Consider the following 21,752-nt stretch of genomic DNA (forward strand, 5'->3'; position numbering starts at 1 on the left):
CCCAACTGATCATTTCAGATGAGGTCCGGGGTCTCCTCAAGCAGATGACGCTGCAGGTGAGTTGGAGCAGGCGGAGGTGGAGGTCGGTGCGTATCTCGTAGCGGATCCGTAGGCGTTTGAACTGGTGGAGCCGGGCGAAGGTGCGCTCGACGACGCAGCGGGTCTTGCCCGGGCCGGAGCCGTGGGGTGTGCCTTTGCGGGCGATCTTCGGTGTGATGCCGCGGGCCCGGAGCAGGCGGCGGTACTTGTCGTAGTCGTAACCACGGTCGGCGAACGGCCGGCCTGGCCGGTGACGCGGACGACCCCGGACTCCGCGAATGCGAGGTATCGCGTCCAGCAGTGGCATCAGCCGGGTGACGTCGTGACCGTTTCCGCCGGTCAGCGAGATCGCCGGCGGCATTCCGTGCCGGTCGGTGATCAGATGGTGCTTGCTGCCCGGACGCGCGCGGTCGACTGGCGAAAGTCCGGTGCGAGCCCCCCTTTGAGAGCCCTGACGTGCGAGCCGTCCACTGCCGCGTCCTCCATGTCCAGCAGACCGGCGGCCCGCAACTCCGACAGAAGGACCTCGTGCAGACGAGGCCAGACACCAGCCTTGGCCCAGTCCCGAAGCCGCCGCCAAGCAGTCACCCCGCTGCAACCGACCCTCTCCGCAGGCACATCCACCCAGCTCACGCCCTTGCACAGCACGTACACGACGCCTCGCAGGGCAGCACGGTCATCCGCCGGCAACCGGCCCGGATACCGCCGGCGCCGCGGAGGCCGAGGAGGAAGCAACGGCACGACACGTCCCCACAGGTCATCAGGCACAAGATCGACCGACACCCGCAGAACACTGCCGTCTCTCACCCCAACTGCCAAGCCCCCAACACAAACTCATTCTGAAATGATCAGTAAAGCAATTGGTTGGAGTTCGAGGGGTTGGCTTTTGGCCATCGCAGGATGAAGTGGGCTCCGGTGGCGCTTGTGGCGGCCTGCAGGACGGCGTGGTGGCGCTCGGCGAGTTCTCGTGCAATCGCGAGTCCGAGGCCAGCGCCTCCGGAGTCGCGGTCGCGGGCGTCATCGAGGCGGGTGAAGCGTTCGAAGATGCGTTCACGCTGGTGCGCGGGGATGCCTGGGCCGTCGTCGCGGACTTCCACGACGACCGCACCGGCCGAACCGGATCCCTCGGCCGCCGGTTCGGTGTGAATGGTGAGGTCAACGCGGTGGTGCGCGTAGCGGGTGGCGTTGTCGAGCAGGTTGCGCAGGATGCGTTCGAGTGCGCCGGGGGCGGCGAGGACCGCGGCCGGGCCCTTTGTGGTGCAGTGCACCTGTGGGTGGCCGCGGGTCTGGGCGGCGTAGTCGTTCGCGAGGGAGCTGACGAGGTCTGCGAGGTCGATGTCGGTGGGCGCAGAGGGGCTTGTGGCGTCCAGCCGGGCCAGGAGCAGGAGGTCGTTGGCGAGTGTCTGTAGGCGGCGGGCTTGGCTGGCGGCGCGGGTGCCGACGGTGGGCCACTCTGTCTTGTCTGGGTAGGCGAGGGCGATCTCGAGTCCGGCTAGGAGGGTGGTGAGCGGGCTTCGGAGTTCGTGTGCGGCGTCGGCGACGAAGCGCCGCTGGGCGGTGGCGGCGGCATCCAGGCGTTCGAGGGTGGCGTTGATGGTGGTGGCGAGCGCGGAGATCTCGTCGGCGGTATCAGGGATGTCGACGCGTTCGCGGGGGTTGGTGGCGGTGACTGCCGCGGTCCGGGCGCGGATGGCCTCCACCGGGCGCAGCGCGCGTGCGGTGGCCAGGTACGCGACGGCGGCGACCAGGAGGACGCCGAGGGGCACGGCGGGCAGGAGGATGCGGTCGATGGCGTCGGTGGCGGCTTGCGCCTCGAAGGGCGTGACGAGCACGTAGATGGCGACGTTTTCACCGTCGCCCAGCTTCCTGAGCAGCTTGACACCCTGACGGGGGTGCACGTCCTTGGCCGCCATGCCGATCGCGACGACGGGGAACGTGCGTCCGGCGAGCGGGTTGCCGCGACTACCGGCGGGGGTGCCCAGGTGCGCCCCGTCTTGCGGGGTGATCTGGATGTCGTCGGGTGGGAGGGGACCGTTCCGCCCCGGCAGGTTGAACTGGATGCCGCCGCGGTCTGGTGCGGGCAGAGTGGGGCCGCCGTGATCGAAGGGCTGCAGTTCGGGGCTGGAGGCGACGTAGGTGTCTTTTCCCGCGACGATCTCGTAGGGCAGGTTCTCTGAGTAGGGCAGGGCCATCCACTCCTTGACGCCCCAAGGGGTGGAACCGCCGCTCAGGATGGACTCCAGGTGGGCCGCCTCGACGGCAGCCCGCTCCCGCGTGGCGGCCATCGCCTGGTCGAAGACCGTGTGGTGCACCCACGCGGCGCCCCCTCCCAGCAGGACGGCACTGGCGGCCGCAGCCGCCAATGAGGTGCGCACTCGGACCGAGCGCAGCTTGCGACGTAGCCAGGCGACCCCATGTGCAAGCCGGCGGTCACTCATGGCGGTGCCGGTCGTCGATGAGGCGGTAGCCGTGGCCACGCACGGTCTGCAACGAGTGACGGCCGAAGGGTGTGTCGATCTTGCGCCGCAGGGCGCTGATGCGGGCCTCGACGAGATTCGGGTCCGCGGCGTCCTCCGGCCATGCGTGGTAAAGGAGGTCGCGTTTGGTGACGGCCTTGCCAGGGTGGCGGGCGAGCAGTTGAAGGATGGCGAACTCCCGGGGGGTGAGCGCGATCTTGCTGCCGGCGCGTCGGCAGGCGCGCGCTGCCACGTCGAGGGTCAGGTCGCCCACGGTGAGCACCACAGTGCTGAATGTGCTGGCGCGGCGCTGGAGTGCGCGCAGCCGGGCGAGCAGCACCGGGTAGGAGAAGGGCTTGGCAAGGTAGTCGTCGGCGCCGGTGTCCAGAGCCTCTGCCTGATCCCATTCGCCGTCCTTGGCGGTCAGGATCAGGATGGGGGTCGTGATGCCGTCGCGTCGCAGCTGGGCACAGACCCGGTAGCCGTTGATGAGCGGGAGCATCAGGTCCAGGATGATCAACGCGTGCTCGCCCATGCGGGCTTTCCACAGGCCCTCCCGGCCGTCGTGCGCCAGGTCCACTTGGTAGCCCTCGGCCGACAGGCCGTGTCGCAGTGTGTCGGCGAGCTCGCGCTCGTCCTCGACCAGCAGGATCCGCATGTGCCCAGCCTGGCACAGCCCCGATGCCGCTTCCTGACCGCGTGATCAGGAACGGTCAGGGAAGCATCAGCAGCGCCTGGCGATCGTGGGGCCCTCCACACCTGGAAGGCCCCAACCGTGCCCTCAGCTATCACCACCACGTCTGCCCTGCCTGCCGCTTCCGCCCCCGACCGGGATGGGAGGCGTCTGCGTAGCTGGTGCGGCGCGTACTGGCCTTGGGCTGCCGGGGTTGCGCTGTTCGCCGCCTACACGGCGGTATCGGTGCGAGACCACCAGCAGATGATCACCACCGGTTTCGACCTGGGCATCTTCGAGCAGGCCGTCCGTTCCTACGCGCACAGCCAACTGCCCGTCTCCGAACTCAAGGGCCCCGGCTTCCCGTTGCTCGGCGATCACTTCTCGCCCATCCTGGCCACTCTGGCGCCCTTCTACCGTCTGTGGCCCTCTCCCCTCATGCTGCTCCTGGCCCAGGCAGCGCTGTTCGCCGTGGGAGTGGTGCCGCTGGCTTCTTGGGCGCAGCGCGCAGCCGGCCGAGCAACCGCCCTGACGGTCGCCTTCGGCTACGGCATCTCCTGGGGGATGGCCCAGGCCGTGGGCTTCGACTTCCACGAGGTGTGCTTCGCCGTGCCGCTGCTGGCCTTCTCGCTGACCGCGCTGGGCGAGGGGAGACTGCGCGCCGCCGTCATGTGGGCACTGCCACTCCTGCTCGTCAAGGAAGACCTCGGCCTCACAGCTGCGGTCATCGGTGCACTGGTGGCCCGGCGCGGGCGTGTACGGCTCGGCCTGGTCGCATCCGCCGCCGGCATCGTGGGGACACTGCTGGAAGTCCTGCTCGTGATACCGGCGTTCAACCCCGGTCTGCAGTACGGGTACTGGAACAATCTCAGTTCGGGTGGGGCCAACGGGGCCGGGCTCTCGGCGGTGCTGCACGCTGCCAATTGTGGCCTCACCGTCGTGCTGCTGCTGGCCCCGACCGCGTTCATGGCCCTCCGCTCCCCGCTGCTGTGGACCGCGCTCCCCACCCTGGGGTGGCGCTTCCTGTCCCACAACCCTGCCTACTGGGGCACCAAGTACCACTACAGCGCGGTTCTGATGCCCATCGTCTTCGCCGCGCTCGTCGAGGCGGTCGCCACCCGGCCGGGTGGGCAACGCGCCGCCCGCGCCCACCTGGCCATCGGCGCCGCCATCAGCGTCTTGCTGCTGCCGCTGTTCCCCCTGTCACGCCTCGCCGACGCCGCCACCTGGCACACCAGTGCGCGCATCACCGCTGCCCACCGCATCCTGGACCGCATCCCCGACGGAGCGACCGTTGCCGCCTCCAACGGTCTCGTGCCGCAGCTCACCAGTCGCGCCACCGTCTCTGAATTCGGCCTGACTGGTAGCAGGCCCGACCCTGAGTGGATCATCGTCGACACCGCCACCCCGCAGACCTGGCCCACCTCACATGCCCAACAGGCTTGCGACATCGATATCGCCCGGTCCCACGGCTACCGGGTCGTCACCGATCAGCATGGCTACCTCTTGCTGCACCGCCCTTGAACTCCATCCCGCCCTGAGCAACGAAGCCCTGAGCATTCGCACGGCCACCCCACGGTCTCGCAACCGCGCTCTGCCGCAACAAACGTCCGTGTCGCGTTCTGTCCACGGTTCGCCCTCCCGCCAAACCGAAGCAGAAGGCGCGGGCCCTCGGGAAGTGCGGACCGTGCGCCAGGTCATGAGGATCAGGTCGCGACTGTACTTCGGCCCTCCGAAGGGCAACCAGGACCGCGTGGTGCCGGTGCCCGACACGCTGGCCAAGCGGATCAAAGAGCATGCGGGTCGATTCCCCAGCGTCGACGTCGAATTGCCGTGGGTGGACCCAGACCGGCCGAACCTGGCGTGGGAGGACCGCCCCAAGGTGGGGGGTGAGGATGTTCCTTTGGAGTGGACACCCTGACAATGGATCTTGATGGTCCGGGGAGGGATGTTCATTAGGACGCAAGTCTCCGTATCCGGAGGAGTTCAGGAAGGACGCCGTCGCGCTCTACCACGCTGCGGCCGGCAAGCGGACGTACGCTGCGGTGGCCGCGGACCTCGGCATCACCGCGGAGTCGCTGCGGACGTGGGTCCGCAAGGACGACTCGCAGGCCGTGCCCGGACGCCGTGACGCGGGCGGGAGCAACGGAGGAACTGGCCCGACTGCGGGCGGAGAATGCCCGGCTGCTGAAGGTGGAGAAGGAGTGGCACCTGGAGCGCGAGATCCTGTGCCGGGCAGCCGCCTATTTCACTCGGGAGGTGAAGTGAGCCCCTGCCGCTGGGACTTCATCTCCGCCAACCGCGCTGGCTTCGGCGTGCAGCGGATCTGCCGGATGCTCGGGGCGTCCCGCGCCGACTACTACCGGCACCTGGCCACCGAGCCGGCCCGCGCCGAGCGCCAGGCCGAGGAGGAGCGGACCGTGAGCGAGATCCGCGCCATCCACAGCGAGCACCATGGCGTCTACGGCGCCCCACGCCGATGCCGTCGAGGAAGTACCACACCCAGATCGGGTTCGTGGTCCGCAGGCGGATCCAGTGCTCGGCGGGGAAGCCGTAGCAGGGCAGCAGTTCGGCCTCATCATCGTCCGCGATCTTCTTGGCGGCTTTGGGGACTGTCGTCCCGTACTGCTCACCGAACACCTTGACTGCCTTGGCGGCGTGCTCCTTGTCCTCGGCGTTGTAGTTGCCCTGGATGGCCTTCTTCGCTACGGGTTGGGCCGACTTCGGGAGAATCCCCCGGGGGGGCCGGGTGTTGGCGGTGTCCGTCAGCCCTGTCAGCAGAGCGGGTGATAGGGGAGTCCGGAGAAAAAGTGGTTCCAGTCGGAACGGGTGAGTGCGGGGTGAGCGGTAGCGCAGATCCGGGCTGCGGCGCGCTGGGGGTCCGTCTCCCACAGGCGGGCGGTGGCATCCGCGCCGGCCGTGGCCAGTGTGTGGCCGTCGGGACTGAATGCCAGGGCGTAGATGCGGTCGGTATGGCCGGCGAGGGTGGCGAGGGCCGTGGGCTTGTGGCGGTCTGCGACGTTCCACAGGCGTGCGGTGGTGTCGGCGCTGGCCGTGGCGAGGACGTGACCGTCGCGGCTGAACGCTACGCCGTAGACGGCATTGGTGTGGCCGGTGAGGACGGATAGTGGCCCTGGGTGATGAGGGTCGGTGACGTCCCACAGACGTGCGGTGCCGTCGAGGCCGGCCGTGGCGAGGGTGTGTCCGTCAGGGCTGAAGACGGCGGCACGGATGGACCGGGCATGGCCCGAGAGGACGGCGAGGCGGCGTGGGTTCCGGCGGTCGGTAACGTCCCACAGGCGGATGGTGCGGTCCTGACTGGTCGTCGCCAGGGTACGGCCGTCCGGGGTGAACGCCGCTGCTTCGGTGTTGTTGCGGTGGCCGGTCAGCACGGTCAGGGTGGTGGGACTGCGTGGATCGGCTACGTCCCACAGGCGTACGGTGGCGTCTTCGCTGGTGGTGGCCAGGGTGCGCCCGTCGGGGCTGAACGCGGCCTTCCAGACGGTGTCCTTGTGGCCGGTGAGGGTGGCCAGACGGCGCGGGTTCCGGGGGTCGGTGACGTCCCACAGCCGTGTGGTGCGATCGTCGCTGGTCGTGGCGAGGATCCGGCCGTCCGGGCTGAAGGCGGCAGAGCGGACGGTGCCGGTGTGGCCGGTCACGGTGACCAGGTGCTTCGGTTGCTGAGGATCGGTGACGTTCCACAAGCGCACGGTGTGATCGATGCCGGCGGTGGCGAGAGTGCGGCGGTCGGGGGTGAATGCCGCACTGTAGAGACCGTCGGTGTGGCCGGTGAGGATCGGGCCGGGGATGTCCCACAACCGTGCGGTGGCGTCGTCACCGACCGTGGCCAGGGTGCGCCCGTCCGGGCTGAAGGCCGTCAGAACGACATCGTCGGTGTGGCCTGTGAGCGTGGCCAGGCTGTGGGGATGTGTGGGATCGGTGACATCCCACAGGCGTGCGGTGTGGTCGTTGCTCGCGGTGGCAAGCGTTCGCCCGTCGGGGCTGAAGGCGGCCGAGCGGACGGCGTCGGTGTGGCCGGTCATGGTGGCCATGGCAACCGGACGATGCCGGTCTTCGATGTTCCACAGACGTATGGTCTTGTCCGCTGCGGCGGTGGCAAGTCTGCGCCCGTCGGGGGTGAAGACGGCTGACCAGACGGTGTCGGTGTGGCCGTCAAGGGTAGCGAGGCTGCTGGGGTTCCGGGGATCGGTGACGTCCCACAAGCGTGCGGTGTGGTCGTCTCCGGCGGTGGCCAGACAATGTCCGTCGGGACTGAACGCCACCGACAGGACCGTGTCGGTGTGACCGATGAGGGGCGCGAGTCTGTTGGGGTTCCGGGGATCGGTGACATCCCACAGCTGCACGGTGCGGCGGTCGTCACTGGCCACCGCGAGGGTGCGACCGTCGGGACTGAACGCCACCGACCAGACGTTGTCGGTGTGGTTGCCGAGGGTGGCCAGGCGTGCGGGGTGCCGGGGGTCGGTGACGTCCCACAGGCGGATGGTCCTGTCGACGGAGGCGGTGGCCAGGAGGTGCCCGGCGGGGCTGAACTTCACCGACCGGACCGTGTCGGAGTGGACGGTGAGCGTGGCCAGCCCCGTCGGATTGTCCCGGGCGGCGACGTTCCAAAGCCGTACGGTGTGGTCATCGGTCGCTGCGGCCATGATGCGCCCGTCCGGGCTGAAGCCGGCGGCATCGGTGATGCCGGTCAGCCGGCTTGCATAAGGCGTGGCGAAGGCACTGAGCAGGCCGCCTCGGGCCTCGGCGGTAGGGGCGAGACGGTAGGCGGCGAGACTGAGCTGTACCGCCAGCGCCGGCGTGGTGGCGCGCTGCGCCATGGCCTCGATCGCCACCTGCCGGGACACCGCGATGTTGCGTTGCCGGTCGGCGGACTGCCGCGCGCGGACGGCAAGGACAGTGGTGACGCCCGCTACGAGGAACGCGGCGGTGAGCAGTGCGACGAGTTGGCGGAGCCGGCGGGTGCGGCGGTGGACCGCGGCCTGTGCACTCTCCTCGGCGGTGCGGGAGACGTCGAGGAATGCGCGTTCCGGGACGGTGAGTTCTGCCCGTGCTTCCGGGGTGGCGAACGCTTCCTTCGTTGCGGCCAGACGGGTTCCCCGGTACAGCACGCCGGCGTCGTGTCCCAGTTCTTCCCAGGCTTGGGCGGCTTCGGTCAGTTTCCGGTGTAGCCGCAGGCGTTCGCGGTGTTCCTCGATCCAGGCGCGTAAGCGGGGCCATGAGGTGATGAGGGCTTCGTGGGCGAGGTCGGCGGTGTCGTCGTCGAGGGTGATCAGGCGAGCGCGGGCCAGGTGTTCGAGGACGATGCGGGTGTCGGTGGGGTTGTCCGTGTCGAGTTCGGCGTGCGGGGCGGGGCGGCGGGTGTCCTGCGTTCCCTCCCCGGGGGCGATGAGCCGCAGCAGGATGCGGCGGGCGAGGTGGGCCTGGGCCGGGGAGAGTTGGGTGTAGAGGTGTTCGGCGGTCTGGGCGACGGCGCCGTGCACACCGCCCGCCGCTTCATAGGCGTCCACGGTCATGGTCCGGCCGCGGCGGCGGCGCCAGGTCTCCAGCAGGGCGTGCGACAGCAAGGGCAACCCGCCGGGCTCATCGGTCAGGTCGTCGATCAGCCGGCTGGTCAACGCGCGCTCGACGACCAGGTTTTCGGCCGTGGCGGGTCTGACGATGGCCTCGCGCAGCTCGGCCGGGCTCATGGGCCCGACCATCAACGTCGCATGCTGGAGGGCCGCCACGAGCCCGCGGTGCTCGGCGCAGCGGGGATAGAAGTCGGCGCGCACGCCCAGGACCACCCGCAGCCGGCTGCCAGGACCCTCCGCTGCCAGGAGCAGGTCGATGAACCGGTTGCGTTCCTCCGCGTCGTGGCAGAGGGAGAAGAGTTCCTCGAACTGGTCGATGATCAGCCAGACGTCCCCGTCGGCCTCGGCCGGGGTGAACAGCTGCTGGTGGCTGCGTACCGGGTGGGGCCCGGGGGTGAGGATACGCAGGGCAGCCGGTCGCAGGCCCGGGTCCTGGGTGTGCTGCAGGCAGGGGATCAGTCCGGCGCGGAGCAGCGAGGACTTGCCACTGCCGGAAGGGCCGAAGAGGGCCGCGACGCGGTGCTCGCGCACCAGCCTCACGAGTGCGTCGGTGAGCGCGCCGCGGCCGAAGAACCGTTCCTGGTCGCCGGTCTCGAAGCGGGCGAGGCCCCGATACGGCGCGCTCGCATCGTCCCCGGCGGCCGACTGCGCAGCCAGGTCCTCCCCCACCTGGCGCCAGCGCGTCTCCCACTCGGCGGTGTCCCCGCCACACGCCTCCACGTAGGCCAAGGTGACCGCAAGGGACGGCAGTTTCTCGCCCGCGGCGGCCTGGGAGAGCGTGGGAACGGAGTACGGCACGTGCTCGGCCATCGCCCGGTAGGTGATGCCGCCCGCCTCTTGGCGCAGCTTGCGCAGTTCATAGGCGAGCCGCTGCACCGGCCCGGCTCCCGGGTCCACCGGCTTCTCACGACGCCCCACGCTGCTCCCCGTCCCCCCGCAGTGCCTGACCGCCGGCCACGCTAGGCATTTCCCGGCGTACCCCGCAAGACCGGTCCATGCCGCGTGCAGCCCTCCCAAGTCGGCAGCAAGCGGATTGTTGTGAGCAGGAACCGGGATGCCTAACAACCGGGCGGTCAGCGAGTGTTGGCCGCGGTTCGGCTGATGAACGGGGGTGCCGAGCTCTGGCCCTTGGGCGCCGCGGGACGCAGGGGTCCGCCCGGCCAAGAACTCGGCCCGACGCCGTCCGCGTCGACCTGGCAACGGACAACGCCGTAGTCCCTGCCACCACAATTTCCGAACACGAGAGGAACACGATGATGAATTCGCCACGCAAGGGCGCGGTCGCGATCGCGACCGCCGTTGTGGCAGTCGGCGCAATGCTGACGGCCTCCACGACTGCATCCGCCGCGCCCTCACACACGGGCAAGGCGGCGGACTACCCCTGCTGGACGTCGTTCGACAACCCCAATGCCAACGGCGGTCCCATGATGCAGATCTATAAGAACTGTTCTCCGGACCGTGTTGGGGTGTGCGCCAAGGACATCGAGGGCAACTACACGCACAAGAACGGGCGGATCGAAATCGGTCCGAATGGAGTCGCGTTGTGGTACTGGTCGAGCACCACCCCCGGGCACCACTACACGACCTATTTCTGCTGACACGTAAAGAGCGCCCAGGCGCTCGACGCCCTCGTCGGCGCCGGAACCGCCGTCGTGGCGGTCGCTGAACGCCGGAGCGGCTTCTGGGGCGAGTAGCGGTGAACAAGGGGTGCCCAGCCCGTTAAGGCTGGGCACCCCTTGTTTGTGCGCTTCTTCGCGTCTGTAGCGAGGGCGGCATCGGCGGGCGGGGGCGCCAATCCGTCCTCACGCGCCCGATCCGCGGCACCACCTCCCCCTAACCGGGCAGAAACTTAGGCTAGGCTAACCTACCGTGAACTTCGCGCATCTGGCCGCCTCGGTCGGCTACAGCACGCCTCCGCCCTGGCGGATCCTCACCAAATCCGGCTATTTCGCCGGCCTGTCCGGAGCCGTCGGCGCCACGGTGACGTACGCGGCGGTGGTCCGCCCGGCACTTCGCGCGAGCCAGAGCGAACACGGTGACGTCGACGCTCTACGCCGGCGGACGGCGGTCTTTCTGGCCTGGGCCGGGGTCGTCCTGCTCGTGGCCGGCTACTTCCAGCTCGCCGCTCGCCTGGCCCGGTCCGGCAAGGGCATGCCGTTCGGCGACGCTCTCGCGCCGGGACGGATCTGGGACTTCCTGCGCGCACCCGCCGCGAAGGGGACGTGGATGGCCCAGGGCACGATCTACCTGGCCCAAAACGCCGCCCTGGTCCTGTCCTCCGCCGCGCTCATCGCGCTCTTCACCCCGCAGGCACGACGGCACCTGAACACCCTCGCTCTGACCGCCCTGCCCCTGGCGCTCGCGACCTCGCTCATCGCGGCGATACCCGCCTCCGCACCGAAGAACGCAGACCACGTCCTCGACCCTCTGTTCGCTCAGGTCCACGTCGTCAGCGGCACGGTGTGGATCGGCGGTCTGGCCCTGCTCGCCACCCTCGCCGAAGCCCGTGGCCGACTGAGCCAGAACGCCGGGGTGCTGTGGGCGGACCTCTGGCGCCGCTTCAGCTTCGTCGCCCTGGTCTGCGTCGGCGCCGTGCTCACCTCCGGCCTGTGGATGAGCTGGAAACACGTCGGCGGCATCGGGCAGTTGTGGACGACGACCTACGGATTCTTCCTGCTCATCAAGATCGTGCTGGTCCTGGGCATGGTCACGGCTGGCGGCGTCAACCAGTTCTGGCTGATGCCCCGCATCGCCCAGGCCCGCCGCGCCGACTCCACGGACCCTCTCCTCCACCTGACGCTACGGCACTTCCCGAAAGTCGTCTGGGCCGAGGTCGCCCTCGGGGCCACCGTCCTGGCCGTCGTCCCCTTCCTCAGCGGCTCCGCCCGCACCGAGGCCGGCAGCCCGCCGCCCGTCACGAGCGGCAGCATCTTCGCCGTGGGCGCCGCACTGGTCCTCGCCCTCGCGGCCTCGCTCTACATCACGGTGAGGACCTCCGACGCCCTCTCCCGACGCGAGCCCCCGGCCACACCCTGACCCCGCAACCTCCCAGACCTGCGGCGAGACAAAGCCGAGTGCGACGTCGAAGCCCCTCGTTTCACTTGCACAGCAGGTCAGCGCAATGCCTGCGAGTGAGTACACCGGGGCAGTTCAGCATGGTGCGCAGGATGACTTCAGGCGGGATTGCGCACCGGTGACGCAGGGGAGTTCGCCGCAGTCTGGCGATGCTTCGGGGAAGCCCGGACGCGGCAACGGAGCCCTCGGGAGGACAGAGAGATCGACCGAGATCCGACTGCCCTGGCCGAGCGACGTTTCAAGGCACTCCCGTCATCGCCCAGATGAACCGGTGCGGTTCGCCGAGGGTGTCGATGAGGTGGGTCGGGGTCGCCGCCACGAATGTGGTCGATTTGGTGGGTGCGCCGTCGTCGTCCTATGGACGACGCGACGTGGCCGGCGGTCCGTGGTCGAGAGACCGAGATCGAAACGGGCGAGGGCAAGCTCTACCTCGCCACCGTCATCGACCTGCGTTCCCGCCGCCTGCTCGGCTACGCGATGAACGCCGGGAACGCTTCCTGCGCCGCCTGGCCCGCCTGGACGCCGGGCTGACCGACTGCGCCTCCTACGCCAGGCCCGGAGCGCTCGCCTGGAGCGTGGAGAAGGCCGGCCTGCCCTACGAGAGCTCGTCCGAGGACATCGCCTACGCGATCGGCATGGCACCCCGGCGCGCGCACTCACCGTAGCGGTGCGAGCTCCATCCGTGGCGGCGCTTCCGTCAACTCCACGCCGCCGGCGCCCTGCTCCGCCGCCGTCGACGCGTCGCCGCCATGCCTCCGGCCGTCCGATCAGGACGGTTTGACCAGCCGGGTCTCGTAAGCGAAGACCACCGCCTGCACGCGGTCGCGCAGTTCGAGCTTGACCAGCACCCGACTGAGGTGGGTCTTCACGGTCGCCTCGGCGAGATGGAGGTCGGCGGCGATCTCGGAGTTGGACTTGCCCTGGCCCACCTCGGTGAGGATCTCCAGCTCGCGGGCGGTCAACCGGGCCAGCCGGGCGTCGGTGGGCCCGTCAGGGGTGGGCAGTTGATGGGCGCAGGTCTCCAGCAGCCGCCGGGTCACCCGGGGCGAGACGACGGCGTCCCCGGCCGCCACGGTCCGGATCGCGGAGAGCAGTTCCTCCGGCAGCGCGTTCTTGATCAGGAACCCGGAGGCGCCCGCCCGCAGCCCGGCGAAGGCGTACTCGTCGAGGTCGAAGGTGGTCAGGATCAGCACCCGGGTGCCGGGGCAGGCGGCGATGATCTGCTCGGTGGCCTCGATGCCGTCGACGCCGGGCATCCGCACGTCCATCAGCACCACCTGCGGCTGGAGCTGCCGGGCCAACCGCACCGCCTCGGCCCCGTCGCCGGCCTCGCCGACCACGGTCAGGTCGGGCTGCGACTCCAGTACCAGGTTGAACGCCACCCGCATCAGCGGCTGGTCGTCGACGAGCAGGACGCCGATACTCACAGCTCCCCTTCCGATCCGCCGTGTTCCGCTGCTTCCGGGGCACCGGCCCCCGCATCCGCGGCCTCACCCAGTTTGAGGCAGGTCGCCACCCGCCAGCCGCCGCCGGGCAGCGGTCCGGCCTCGATGACACCGCCGTAGGCCGCGACCCGGTCGCGCATACCGTCGATCCCGTGACCGGGCTCACCGGACGGCTCCACCGGCCGGCCGTCGTCGCGGATCTCCACGGCCACCCGGTCCGAGTGGCAGCTTACGCGCACGGTGGCCTGCGCTCCGGCGGCGGCGTGCTTGAGGGTGTTGGTGAGCGCCTCCTGCACCAGCCGGTAGACGGTGAGCTGCGCGGCGGCCGGTACGGCCGCCAGGTCGCCCTCGACGCGCAGCCGCACCGGCAACCCCACCGCCCGTACCTGAGTGGCCAGACCGTCGAGCTGTGCGATGCCCGGTTGCGGGTGGCGCAGCGCGTCGGGTTCGTCGGCCCTCAGCACACCGAGGAACCGGCGCATGTCGGTGAGGGCCTGGCGGCCGGTTCCGGAGACCTGCTCCATCGCGGCGGTCGCCTTCTGCGGAGCCCGCGGTACGGCGAAGGCGGCGCCGTCGGCGAGGGCCACCATCACCGAGAGGCTGTGCGTGACGATGTCGTGCATCTCCCGGGCGATCCTGGCCCGTTCGCCCGCCACCGCCAACTGCGCGCGCTGGTCGCGCTCACGTTCCAGTCGGGCGGCACGGTCCTCCAGTGCCGCGAGATAGTCGCGCCGTCCGTGCACATTGACGCCGATCATGGCGGCCGCCACGGACATGGCGCACAGTGCGATGAACCCCTTCCAACCGCGCGCGGGGTCGGCCCAGCGGGTGACCGCGAGCAGATTGCCCAGCCCCAGGACGGCGGCGGCGGTCCAGGTCCGGCGGCGGGAGCAGTGCACGGCGACGGTGTAGAGGGCGACCAGCAACGCGATGTCGCCGGTGACGATCATCCCGCCGAAAAGCCACTGCAGAAAGGCGACCGCGGCGATGACTCCGAAGACCACGTAGGGCGCCCGGCGACGCAGCACCAGCGGAACCAGCAACGCGCCCTGGAAGAACAGCAGGTGCGGATGCTGACGGAAGAGCCAGTGCAGCGGCGCGGTCAGCACCATCCCCAGAAAGGCCACCAACAGGGCGTCGCTGAGAAGTTGGTGACGGTTTGTCAGTTCGAGCAGGCCGGAGCCCCGGCGCGGAGGTTCCGCACCGGGGCCATGGCTTGCTTCAGGTACCGAGGTCACGCGTCCCGCCGCTTGAGCAGCACGGCCGCCACCACGATGGCCACGGCGACGTAGCCCGCGAAGAGACCGCAGCCGGTCCACGGAGCGAGCTGGTGGGGCTCGGTGTGCAGCACGGTCAGAGCCTGGCCCGCGTTGCTCGGCAGGTACGGGCCGATGTTGTCGACCCAGGAGGACGGCAGGGCGTGCAGGATCAGCGGCAGGACGAACAGCATCCCGAAGACGCTCGCTATGCCGCCCGGCGTGGACCGGGTCACCGCGCCCATGGCCACACCGAACAGGCCGACCAGAGTGAGGTAGATCGCCGTACCGAACACCACGCGGGGCACCCCGGAGGCCGACAGCGTGGTCTGGATGTGCTGGGAGGAGAGCATCGACTGGCCGGCGAAGAAGGACAGCAGCGAGGAGACGGAGGTGACGACCAAGGTCACCGCGCCGAACACGGCCAACTTGGCCCACAGCACCGGCAGCCGGCGCGGCACCGCGGACAGCGTCGCCCGGATCATGCCCGTCGCGTACTCACCCGTGACGACCAGCACCCCGAGCACGCCGATGGCGAGCTGCGCGAAGACATAGCCGTCGATGCTGCGGCCGGCCGGGTCGAAGTGCGCCCGCTCCGCCATCGGCAGGTGATGCCAGCGGTTGGCGGCGGCCCAGCAGGCCATCAGCGCTATGCCGATCATGGCGACGACGGCGATCAGCAGTGTCAGATAGGTGGAGCGCAGCGAACGGAACTTGATCCACTCGGAGTGGAGGCCCCGGGCCTGGGTGACCTTTCCGCGGCGCGCGGTGGCCGGGGCGGGGAGGGTCGCGGTCGTCATGCGGCGGTTCCTTCGGTCACGTTCGAGCGGGTGGCGGCGGGGACCGCCTGGTACTCCACCGCGTCACGGGTCAGTTCCATGAACGCCTCCTCCAACGAGGCTTGCTGGGTGGCCAGTTCGTAGAGCACCACCTGGTGCTCGGCAGCGGTCCGGCCGATCTGCTCGCTGCTCAGCCCGGAGACCGTCAGCACTCCGGCCTCGTCACTGGTGATCGTCACATCGGGACCGGACAGCTGCTCGCGCAGCCGCTCGGCGTCCGGAGTCCGCACCCGTACGGTGTTGCTCGACGCCTGGCGGGTGAACTCCGCCACGGAGGTGTCCGCGATCAGCCGACCGCGGCCGACGATGATCAGGTGCTCGGCGGTCAGCGCCATCTCGCTCATCAGGTGCGAGGAGACGAAGACTGTCCGCCCTTCGGCGGCCAGTGACTTGAGCAGGTTGCGGATCCACAGGATGCCCTCGGGGTCGAGGCCGTTGACCGGCTCGTCCAGGATGAGGGTGGCCGGGTCCCCGAGCAGCGCGCTGGCGATGCCGAGGCGCTGGCCCATGCCGAGCGAGAAGCCGCCCGCGCGCTTCTTCGCCACCTCGGCCAGGCCGACCAGCTCGATGACCTCCTCGACCCGGGAGCGCGGGATGCCGGTGGTGGCGGCGAGTGCCAGCAGGTGGTTGAAGGCGGTCCGGCCGGTGTGGATGGCGCGGGCCTCCAGCATGGCGCCGACCTCGTGCAGCGGCGCCTGGTGCCCGGCGTACGCGCGACCGTTCACGGTCGCGCGTCCGGAGGTCGGCGCGTCGAGCCCGAGCAGCATGCGCATCGTGGTCGACTTCCCGGCGCCGTTGGGCCCGAGGAATCCGGTGACCACGCCAGGACGGACGGTGAAGCTGAGGTCTTCCACGGCCGTTTTGGGCCCGTAGCGCTTGGTGAGTGCGGTGGCTTCGATCATGAACGGTGGGTGCTTCCTCGTCGTGTGGACTGGCGTGGCGCGACAAAGCTACGGGGCGTTGTCGCGCAGAACGATCCCCGCAGGTCGGATCTCCGACCTCCGGGAGGTCCGCCTGGGGGTGTACGCGGGTACGCCGATGCGCTGACGCCGCCTCGCTGGCGCCGGGCCGTCATTCGACGCGGATGCGCTTGCGGACGTGAGTCCGTTGCCCTGATGTGTGCTTTCCGTGGGTTTTGCACCCGTCCGCCGGCCTGTTGCCGTCTGGGTGGCGTGGCCGTGGGCGCCCAGGCCGGGTTCGGGGTCAGGGCCGTGGCGGGGTGACTTCTCGCTCGCGCGTGCTTTCCTCCTGCCCCCGCCCGAGAGGCCCGGGCCTGTCCGCCTGAGCCGGGTGCTCGCTGCGGGGATACGCCCCCACACCACTTCCGCGGGTGTATGCCTGGCCCCGGGCGGCGAGCGTGCGGTTCCTGACAGCCATGACCTCGCCGAGGGACGCCCCACACTCTTCGGCCACCCGGTACGTCGGCTGTCGGCTCGGGAAGCGGCGGCCGGACCACACCCGGGAGAGGTAGCTCGCCGAGACGCTTGTCAGCTGCCCCAGCTTTCACAGGGAGAGTCCGGAGCTCCTCATGGATGCGGGAAAGGTTGGCCACGAGACCGGGGCTGCCCCGACAACGGTGGCTGAGCCCTCGTCCCGGTCGGCCTGCGCGGGCCTACTGGATGTACCGGGCGATGCCGGTTGCCTTGGCCATCAGCCATTCCAGCGGCCCGCGGCGGAAGAACCGCGACCAGATGGTGGCGAACACGAGGGCGGCGGCGATGAAGCCGACAAGGACGGGCAGGGGCGATCCCGGCAGTTCCTCTATGCCCATGAGCCGTATGCCGACGATGTGGAAGACGTACGCCGTCAGCGACATGGACCCGACCGCGATGACCGGCCGGGCCAGGGCGCGCAGGCGCGGGACGGTGTCGACGGCGATCAGGCAGGTGGCCACGACGGCTACCGCCACGCCGGTGTTGCCCACTATGGACATGGTGGTCTCGCTGTGCGGGGAGGCCACCAGCAGCCAGGCCGGGGTGTCGCCGGTCGGGAAACCGGCGATGTCGGACCACCACGCGCTCGCCGCGCCCGGTCCGGCTACGACGGTGAGCGCATCGAGCGCCCCGGGGACGAGGTGCAACGCCAGCCAGGAGCCCCCGTACCCCGCCACCGCGAGCGCGGCTCCGGAGACGGTGAGCCGTATGCGGACCGCGGTAGAGGCCAGGTCGAGGCGGGCGACGGCCATACCGGCGATGACGAACGGGACCCATGCCACGGCCGGGTAGCTGCCACTGAAGAGGAGGGAGACGATGCCGTCGACCACACCCCGGCTTCGGTGCGCACTCCCCGCGTCGAGCGCCGGCGCCGCGAGGTACAGCACCTGGGGGAAGATGACGGCCGCACCCGTCGCGATCACCGCCAGCGATCCGGCGCCGAGCCGGTGGAGCGGCAGAACGAGCAGGAAGTACACGCCGTAGTAGGCCAGGATGATCTCGACCGGGGTGCCGGTCATGGTCAGCGCCGTGCCCGCCGCCATCAGGATCGCGGCCCGGATCACGACCTTGGCGACGGCCTGGCGGCCGGCGAGCCCGGTCTTCGGCGCGCTGCGCCCCGTGATGAGCACCACGGCGAAGCCCGCCAGGAAGGCGAAGAGCGCCGAAGCCCTGCCATGGGCCAGCTCCATCAGGAAGCCGGTCGCCCCACCCTGGTCCGGGTCTGGGCCGACATGGGCCGCGTACATACCGAAGACCGCAAGGCCGCGGGCCAGGTCGACTCCGATCAGCCGACCCGCCCGAGCCCTGCCGTTCCCATGTGCCGGGGCCGCCGCGCCGAGTGCGGGCGCGGCGGCCTGTGCATGCTGTGTTGTCATGGTCTCCAGTCGGAAAACGCGCTGATCGCCGGGTCTCCAGCGACAGTCCGAACCACCTCCGCCACCTCGCGTGTACCGTCTCCAGGTGGCTGGAGCCGCCGCGCACGAAGCTTCCACGGCCGTCCTGGCCTTTTGCAGTCGGTGCGGCAGACGTGGGACGGCTGTCACCATGCGCGGGTCGGACCTACGGGTATGGCAGACGGACAGGCAACGATCGGGCGGAACGCATGGGTTCCCGGTTCGCGGTGGTGGACTGGAAAGCGCTGATCGTGGACATCGGGAATTGGCTCTTCGGCACTTTCCGTGACTGAAGAGCCGCGGAATCCCCCACTGGCGGACAGTGCGGGATGTCAGAGCTGTGGTGACGTTCTGTGAGCGTCTTCGACGGGTTCACGCGCCATCACCGGTCCTGGTGGTGGGACGCGAACATGTCGAGTAGTCGCTGCAGGGCGTTGTCGCCGAACATCAGCTCCAGGTTGGCGGCGGACTCGGCGGCGGACGCCTCGCTGCGGGGGAAGAGCGCTTGCTCGTAGGCGGTCAGGGCGGCCTCGGTGTCGCCGGGGTGGGCGGCGATCGCCCGGCCGAGTTCGGCGCCGTCGAGCATGGCCAGGTTGGCGCCCTCCCCGGCGAAGGGAGACATCAGGTGAGCGGCGTCGCCCACCAGCGTCACGCCGGGGACGCGGTCCCAGCGGTGTCCGACGGGCAGGGCGTGTATCCGGCGCGGCACCAGGGGGCCGTCGGCGTCGGCGACCAGTGCACGCAGGGCTTCGTCCCAGCCCTCGAAGCGTGTCAGGACGGCCTTCTTCGCCGTCTGCACGTCGCTGAAGTCGACGGTGTCGAGCCAGTCTTCGGCGGTTCGGAGCGCGGTGTAGACGTGCAGGCTGCCGTCGGTCTCGCGGTGGGCGAGGAAGCCCTTGGCGTCCCCCAGGCAGAAGAAGAAGCCCCCGCCGACCAGGGCCGCGCTCGACGGATGCCGGGTGTCGGCCTCCCACAGGTCGGTCTCGACGAAGGAGACGCCGGTATAGGCGGGGACGGCGTCGCAGAGCAAGGGGCGGATCCGCGACCAGGCGCCGTCCGCGCCGACGAGCAGATCAGTGGTGATCGTCGTGCCGTCGGCGAAGGCCACCTCGTGCCGGCCGCCGCCCAGTGCACGGGCGCCGATCGCCTTCTTCCCCCAGTGGACCGCGCCCGCGGGCAGCGCGTTCAGCAGCAGGTCGCGCAGTTGCCCGCGGTCCACCTCGGGACGGCTGCCCGTGCCGTCGTCCTCTTCTACCAGGCGAACCACACCCTGCGGGTCGACGATGCGCATCGCCTCGCCCCCGGCATGGATCAGTCCGCGGAACTCCTCGTACAGGCCGGCGGCGCGCAGCGCGGCCTGACCCGAGTCCTCGTGGATGTCGAGCATGCCGCCCTGGGTGCGGATTTCAGGGTCGGCCTCCAGGTCGAACACCGGTGCCTGGATGCCGTTGACATGCAGTACCCGGGCCAGGACGAGACCGCCGAGGCCGCCGCCGACGATGGCGATCGGGTGATGGGTGGTGGACATGACGGTGCTCCTTTGCGGGGTGCGAAAGGGCGGACCGGATCAGTGGCCGCGGGGGCGGGTGTCCGGGACGGCCGTGTGTGCAATGCCGTTGATCAGCGTCCGGAAGTACCAGCCGAGACGGTCCTGCGGGGAGCCGCTCAGCAGGCTTCCCGCCATGGCTCGCACGTGGGGGTGTGTGTCCTCGGGTACCTCATGGACGGCGCGGGTCAGGGCGTCCCACTCGGCCTCGGCACGGGGCGACTGCGCGCGGGTGGCGTGCTCGGCCGCCGTGGCGGTGGCGACCTGGAGCAGGACGTCCACACCCCAGGCGGCCTGCGCCCGGGGTACACCGCCGTCATCGAGCAGAGCCAGCAGCCTTTCCAGCAACCGCAGGTAGTGCTCGCCGCCGGGGCGCGCGGACAGCGCGGAACGGGCCAGCGCCGGGTGTGCGAACAGCACTGCGGTGTAGGAGGTGAGCACTCCCACCAGCCGCTCGCGCCAGTCGCCGCCGCCCTCGGCGAGGTCCAGGTCGACCTCGCCCATCAGCTCGTCCAGCACGGCCGCGTGCAGTTCGGCGGTGTTGGCGACGTACACGTACAGCGAGGCCGGGCCGGTGTCCAACTCCTGGGCCAGGCGCCGCATCGTCACCTTCTCCAGGCCCTCGGCGCGCATGATGCTCGTCGCCGCGGCGACGATCCCCTCACGGGTCAGGGCAGGCTTCGCCGGCCGCTGCCGCCGGCTGGTCGGGTTCGTGGAACGTGGGGTCACGACTCCACCGTAACGAACGCGTTCGCCACGAACAAGTACGTGACGAACATGTTCGGTGAACAAGCTTGGAGCGCCCGCTGCGGTCACGCCGGGGCTCTTCCGCCCCGTACCGCCAACACGCCCGTCCCCCACACGCCCACGTCTCGACGACGACCTGGCCTTCGGCGCAACCCTGCTCCAGGCAGGAGAAGCCGTCGGCGAACTGCTCGAACGGGAAGACGCGGTCGGTGACCGGCTTCGGTTCGCCCGCGTCCACCAGCGCGGCGAGGTGTGCCAGGTCCGCACCGCTGGGGTGCATGAACAGGAAGCGGTAGCTCGCCCCGTGCCGCCGCGCCTCGCGCCGGATCTTCACGCTGAGCAACCCGAACACGGCGGCGAGCAGCGGGCCCTTGCCCATGTCCCTGCGGGCGGTGGTCGGCTCCGGGGCCTTCGTGACGGAGACCGTGGTGGTGCCCGGCTTGAGGATGGCGAAGCTGTCCAGGAGGTCCTGCCCGCCGGTCAGGTCGAAGGCGCCGTCGTCATCGCGCAGTACGTCCTTGAACTTCTGCTCGCGGTAGCCGATGACGGTCTTCGCGCCGAGCGAGCTCACGAGGTCGGCGCCGCGTGGTGAGGCCGTGGTGGCCACCTCGGCGCCCATCGAGACGGCGAGCTGGATCGCGAGCGTGCCCACGCCGCCGGCGCCACCGGAGATGAACACCCGGTCGCCGGCCTGCGGGCCCAGCTCGTCGCGCAGCGCCGGCAACGCGGTCAGGCCGGCGAGCGGCAGTCCGGCCGCGTCCGTGAAGCGGAGCGCGGCGGGCATCTTCGCCACCGGTGACTGTTCGACGACGGCGAAGGGAGCGAACGCACCCGGCTTGTCCTTGTCCACGCGCGCGAACACCCGGCCGCCGACGGCGAATCGGGGGACGCGGCGCCCACCGCCTCGACCTCTCCGGCCAGTTCACTGCCCGCGACCATGGGCAACGGCAGGCGCTCGACCAGCCGCAGCCCGCCCTCCCGCAGCTTGTAGTCGATCGGGTTGAGGCCCGCAGCGCGCACCCGGACGAGCACCTCGCCGGGCTCAACCTGCGGCGCGGGGAGTTCGCAGGTTACGGCGCCGGCGTGAGCGGGGGACGGGGTACTCGCCCTGGTGGTCGGCGTGATCGTGTCAGGGAGATCGTCTGCCACGGCGGATCAGCGGCCGAGCTCAGCGTTCGCCAGGACGAGGAGGGCCTGCAGCAGCATGGTGGCGTGCACACGGCCCTGCACCGCCGGTTCGGACGTGCACCGGCCCCGG

General features: G+C 70.2%; 15 protein-coding genes and 4 pseudogenes. 5 read left to right on the forward strand and 14 right to left on the reverse strand.

Annotation, left to right across the window (positions count from 1 at the left end):
- Positions 1–31 precede the first annotated feature (31 nt).
- The 3 genes and pseudogenes from GR130_RS20250 to GR130_RS20260 all read right to left on the reverse strand — a co-directional run.
- A pseudogene (locus tag GR130_RS20250) lies at positions 32–822 on the reverse strand (IS5 family transposase); the annotation flags it as partial.
- Positions 823–887: 65 nt separating this feature from the next.
- Positions 888–2,414: a sensor histidine kinase gene (locus GR130_RS20255; protein ID WP_236573257.1), complete on the reverse strand. Its 1,527-nt coding sequence runs from the start codon at positions 2,412–2,414 to the stop codon at positions 888–890.
- A gap of 55 nt (positions 2,415–2,469) precedes the next feature.
- Positions 2,470–3,153 carry a response regulator transcription factor gene (locus GR130_RS20260; RefSeq protein WP_159506024.1) on the reverse strand — a complete coding sequence of 228 codons (684 nt, stop codon included), beginning with the start codon at positions 3,151–3,153 and terminating at the stop codon, positions 2,470–2,472.
- Between the two features lie 279 nt (positions 3,154–3,432).
- On the opposite strand from GR130_RS20260, the gene GR130_RS20265 reads away from it, so the two are divergent.
- On the forward strand, positions 3,433–4,692 hold the full coding sequence (locus GR130_RS20265; RefSeq protein WP_159506025.1) for a DUF2079 domain-containing protein: 1,260 nt from the start codon (positions 3,433–3,435) through the stop codon (positions 4,690–4,692).
- Positions 4,693–5,123: 431 nt separating this feature from the next.
- Positions 5,124–5,645 (forward strand): annotated as a pseudogene (locus tag GR130_RS40735) (transposase); the annotation flags it as partial.
- Between the two features lie 28 nt (positions 5,646–5,673).
- Here the strand turns inward: GR130_RS40735 and GR130_RS40740 are convergent.
- Positions 5,674–5,898: pseudogene (locus GR130_RS40740) on the reverse strand (transposase); the annotation flags it as partial.
- Between the two features lie 44 nt (positions 5,899–5,942).
- Entirely contained in the window at positions 5,943–9,677 is a 3,735-nt protein-coding gene (locus tag GR130_RS20280) for an nSTAND1 domain-containing NTPase (RefSeq protein ID WP_236573259.1), read from the reverse strand.
- A 338-nt stretch (positions 9,678–10,015) separates the two neighbouring features.
- Between GR130_RS20280 and GR130_RS39905 the strand changes: the two genes are divergently transcribed.
- The 3 genes from GR130_RS39905 (at position 10,016) to GR130_RS20295 (ending at position 12,365) form a co-directional block, all read left to right on the forward strand.
- Positions 10,016–10,357, forward strand: coding sequence for a hypothetical protein (locus GR130_RS39905; RefSeq protein ID WP_201305275.1), 342 nt, complete (start codon positions 10,016–10,018; stop codon positions 10,355–10,357).
- 271 nt (positions 10,358–10,628) lie between these two features.
- A complete protein-coding gene (locus GR130_RS20290; protein WP_159506029.1) occupies positions 10,629–11,795 on the forward strand; it encodes a copper resistance D family protein in 1,167 nt (388 codons plus the stop codon).
- Between the two features lie 396 nt (positions 11,796–12,191).
- The gene (locus tag GR130_RS20295) at positions 12,192–12,365 is read left to right on the forward strand and encodes a hypothetical protein (RefSeq protein WP_159506030.1); all 174 of its coding nucleotides are present in this window, start codon (positions 12,192–12,194) and stop codon (positions 12,363–12,365) included.
- A gap of 236 nt (positions 12,366–12,601) precedes the next feature.
- On the opposite strand, the gene GR130_RS20300 is transcribed toward GR130_RS20295, so the two are convergent.
- From GR130_RS20300 to GR130_RS41935, 9 genes and pseudogenes are all read right to left on the reverse strand, one after another.
- The gene (locus GR130_RS20300) at positions 12,602–13,261 is read right to left on the reverse strand and encodes a response regulator (protein WP_159506031.1); all 660 of its coding nucleotides are present in this window, start codon (positions 13,259–13,261) and stop codon (positions 12,602–12,604) included.
- Positions 13,258–14,517, reverse strand: a complete 1,260-nt coding sequence (locus GR130_RS20305; protein ID WP_159506032.1) for a sensor histidine kinase — start codon at positions 14,515–14,517, stop codon at positions 13,258–13,260. Before GR130_RS20305 ends, GR130_RS20300 begins: the two co-directional genes overlap by 4 nt.
- Positions 14,514–15,335, reverse strand: coding sequence for an ABC transporter permease subunit (locus GR130_RS20310; protein ID WP_159506033.1), 822 nt, complete (start codon positions 15,333–15,335; stop codon positions 14,514–14,516). The genes GR130_RS20305 and GR130_RS20310 overlap by 4 nt, the downstream gene beginning before the upstream one ends.
- Positions 15,332–16,276 (reverse strand): ABC transporter ATP-binding protein, encoded by a 945-nt coding sequence (locus GR130_RS20315; RefSeq protein WP_159506034.1) that lies wholly within the window; start codon positions 16,274–16,276, stop codon positions 15,332–15,334. Before GR130_RS20315 ends, GR130_RS20310 begins: the two co-directional genes overlap by 4 nt.
- Before the next feature lie 710 nt (positions 16,277–16,986).
- Entirely contained in the window at positions 16,987–18,183 is a 1,197-nt protein-coding gene (locus GR130_RS20320; protein WP_159506035.1) for a DUF418 domain-containing protein, read from the reverse strand.
- 400 nt (positions 18,184–18,583) lie between these two features.
- Positions 18,584–19,729 (reverse strand): FAD-dependent oxidoreductase, encoded by a 1,146-nt coding sequence (locus GR130_RS20325; protein WP_159506036.1) that lies wholly within the window; start codon positions 19,727–19,729, stop codon positions 18,584–18,586.
- A 39-nt stretch (positions 19,730–19,768) separates the two neighbouring features.
- Positions 19,769–20,476 (reverse strand): TetR/AcrR family transcriptional regulator, encoded by a 708-nt coding sequence (locus GR130_RS20330; RefSeq protein WP_159506037.1) that lies wholly within the window; start codon positions 20,474–20,476, stop codon positions 19,769–19,771.
- Entirely contained in the window at positions 20,409–21,344 is a 936-nt protein-coding gene (locus tag GR130_RS40745; RefSeq protein WP_236573261.1) for an NADP-dependent oxidoreductase, read from the reverse strand. The genes GR130_RS20330 and GR130_RS40745 overlap by 68 nt, the downstream gene beginning before the upstream one ends.
- A gap of 50 nt (positions 21,345–21,394) precedes the next feature.
- A pseudogene (locus GR130_RS41935) lies at positions 21,395–21,643 on the reverse strand (alcohol dehydrogenase catalytic domain-containing protein); the annotation flags it as partial.
- Positions 21,644–21,752 lie beyond the last annotated feature (109 nt).

This window comes from Streptomyces sp. GS7 (genome assembly GCF_009834125.1).
GTDB lineage: Bacteria > Actinomycetota > Actinomycetes > Streptomycetales > Streptomycetaceae > Streptomyces.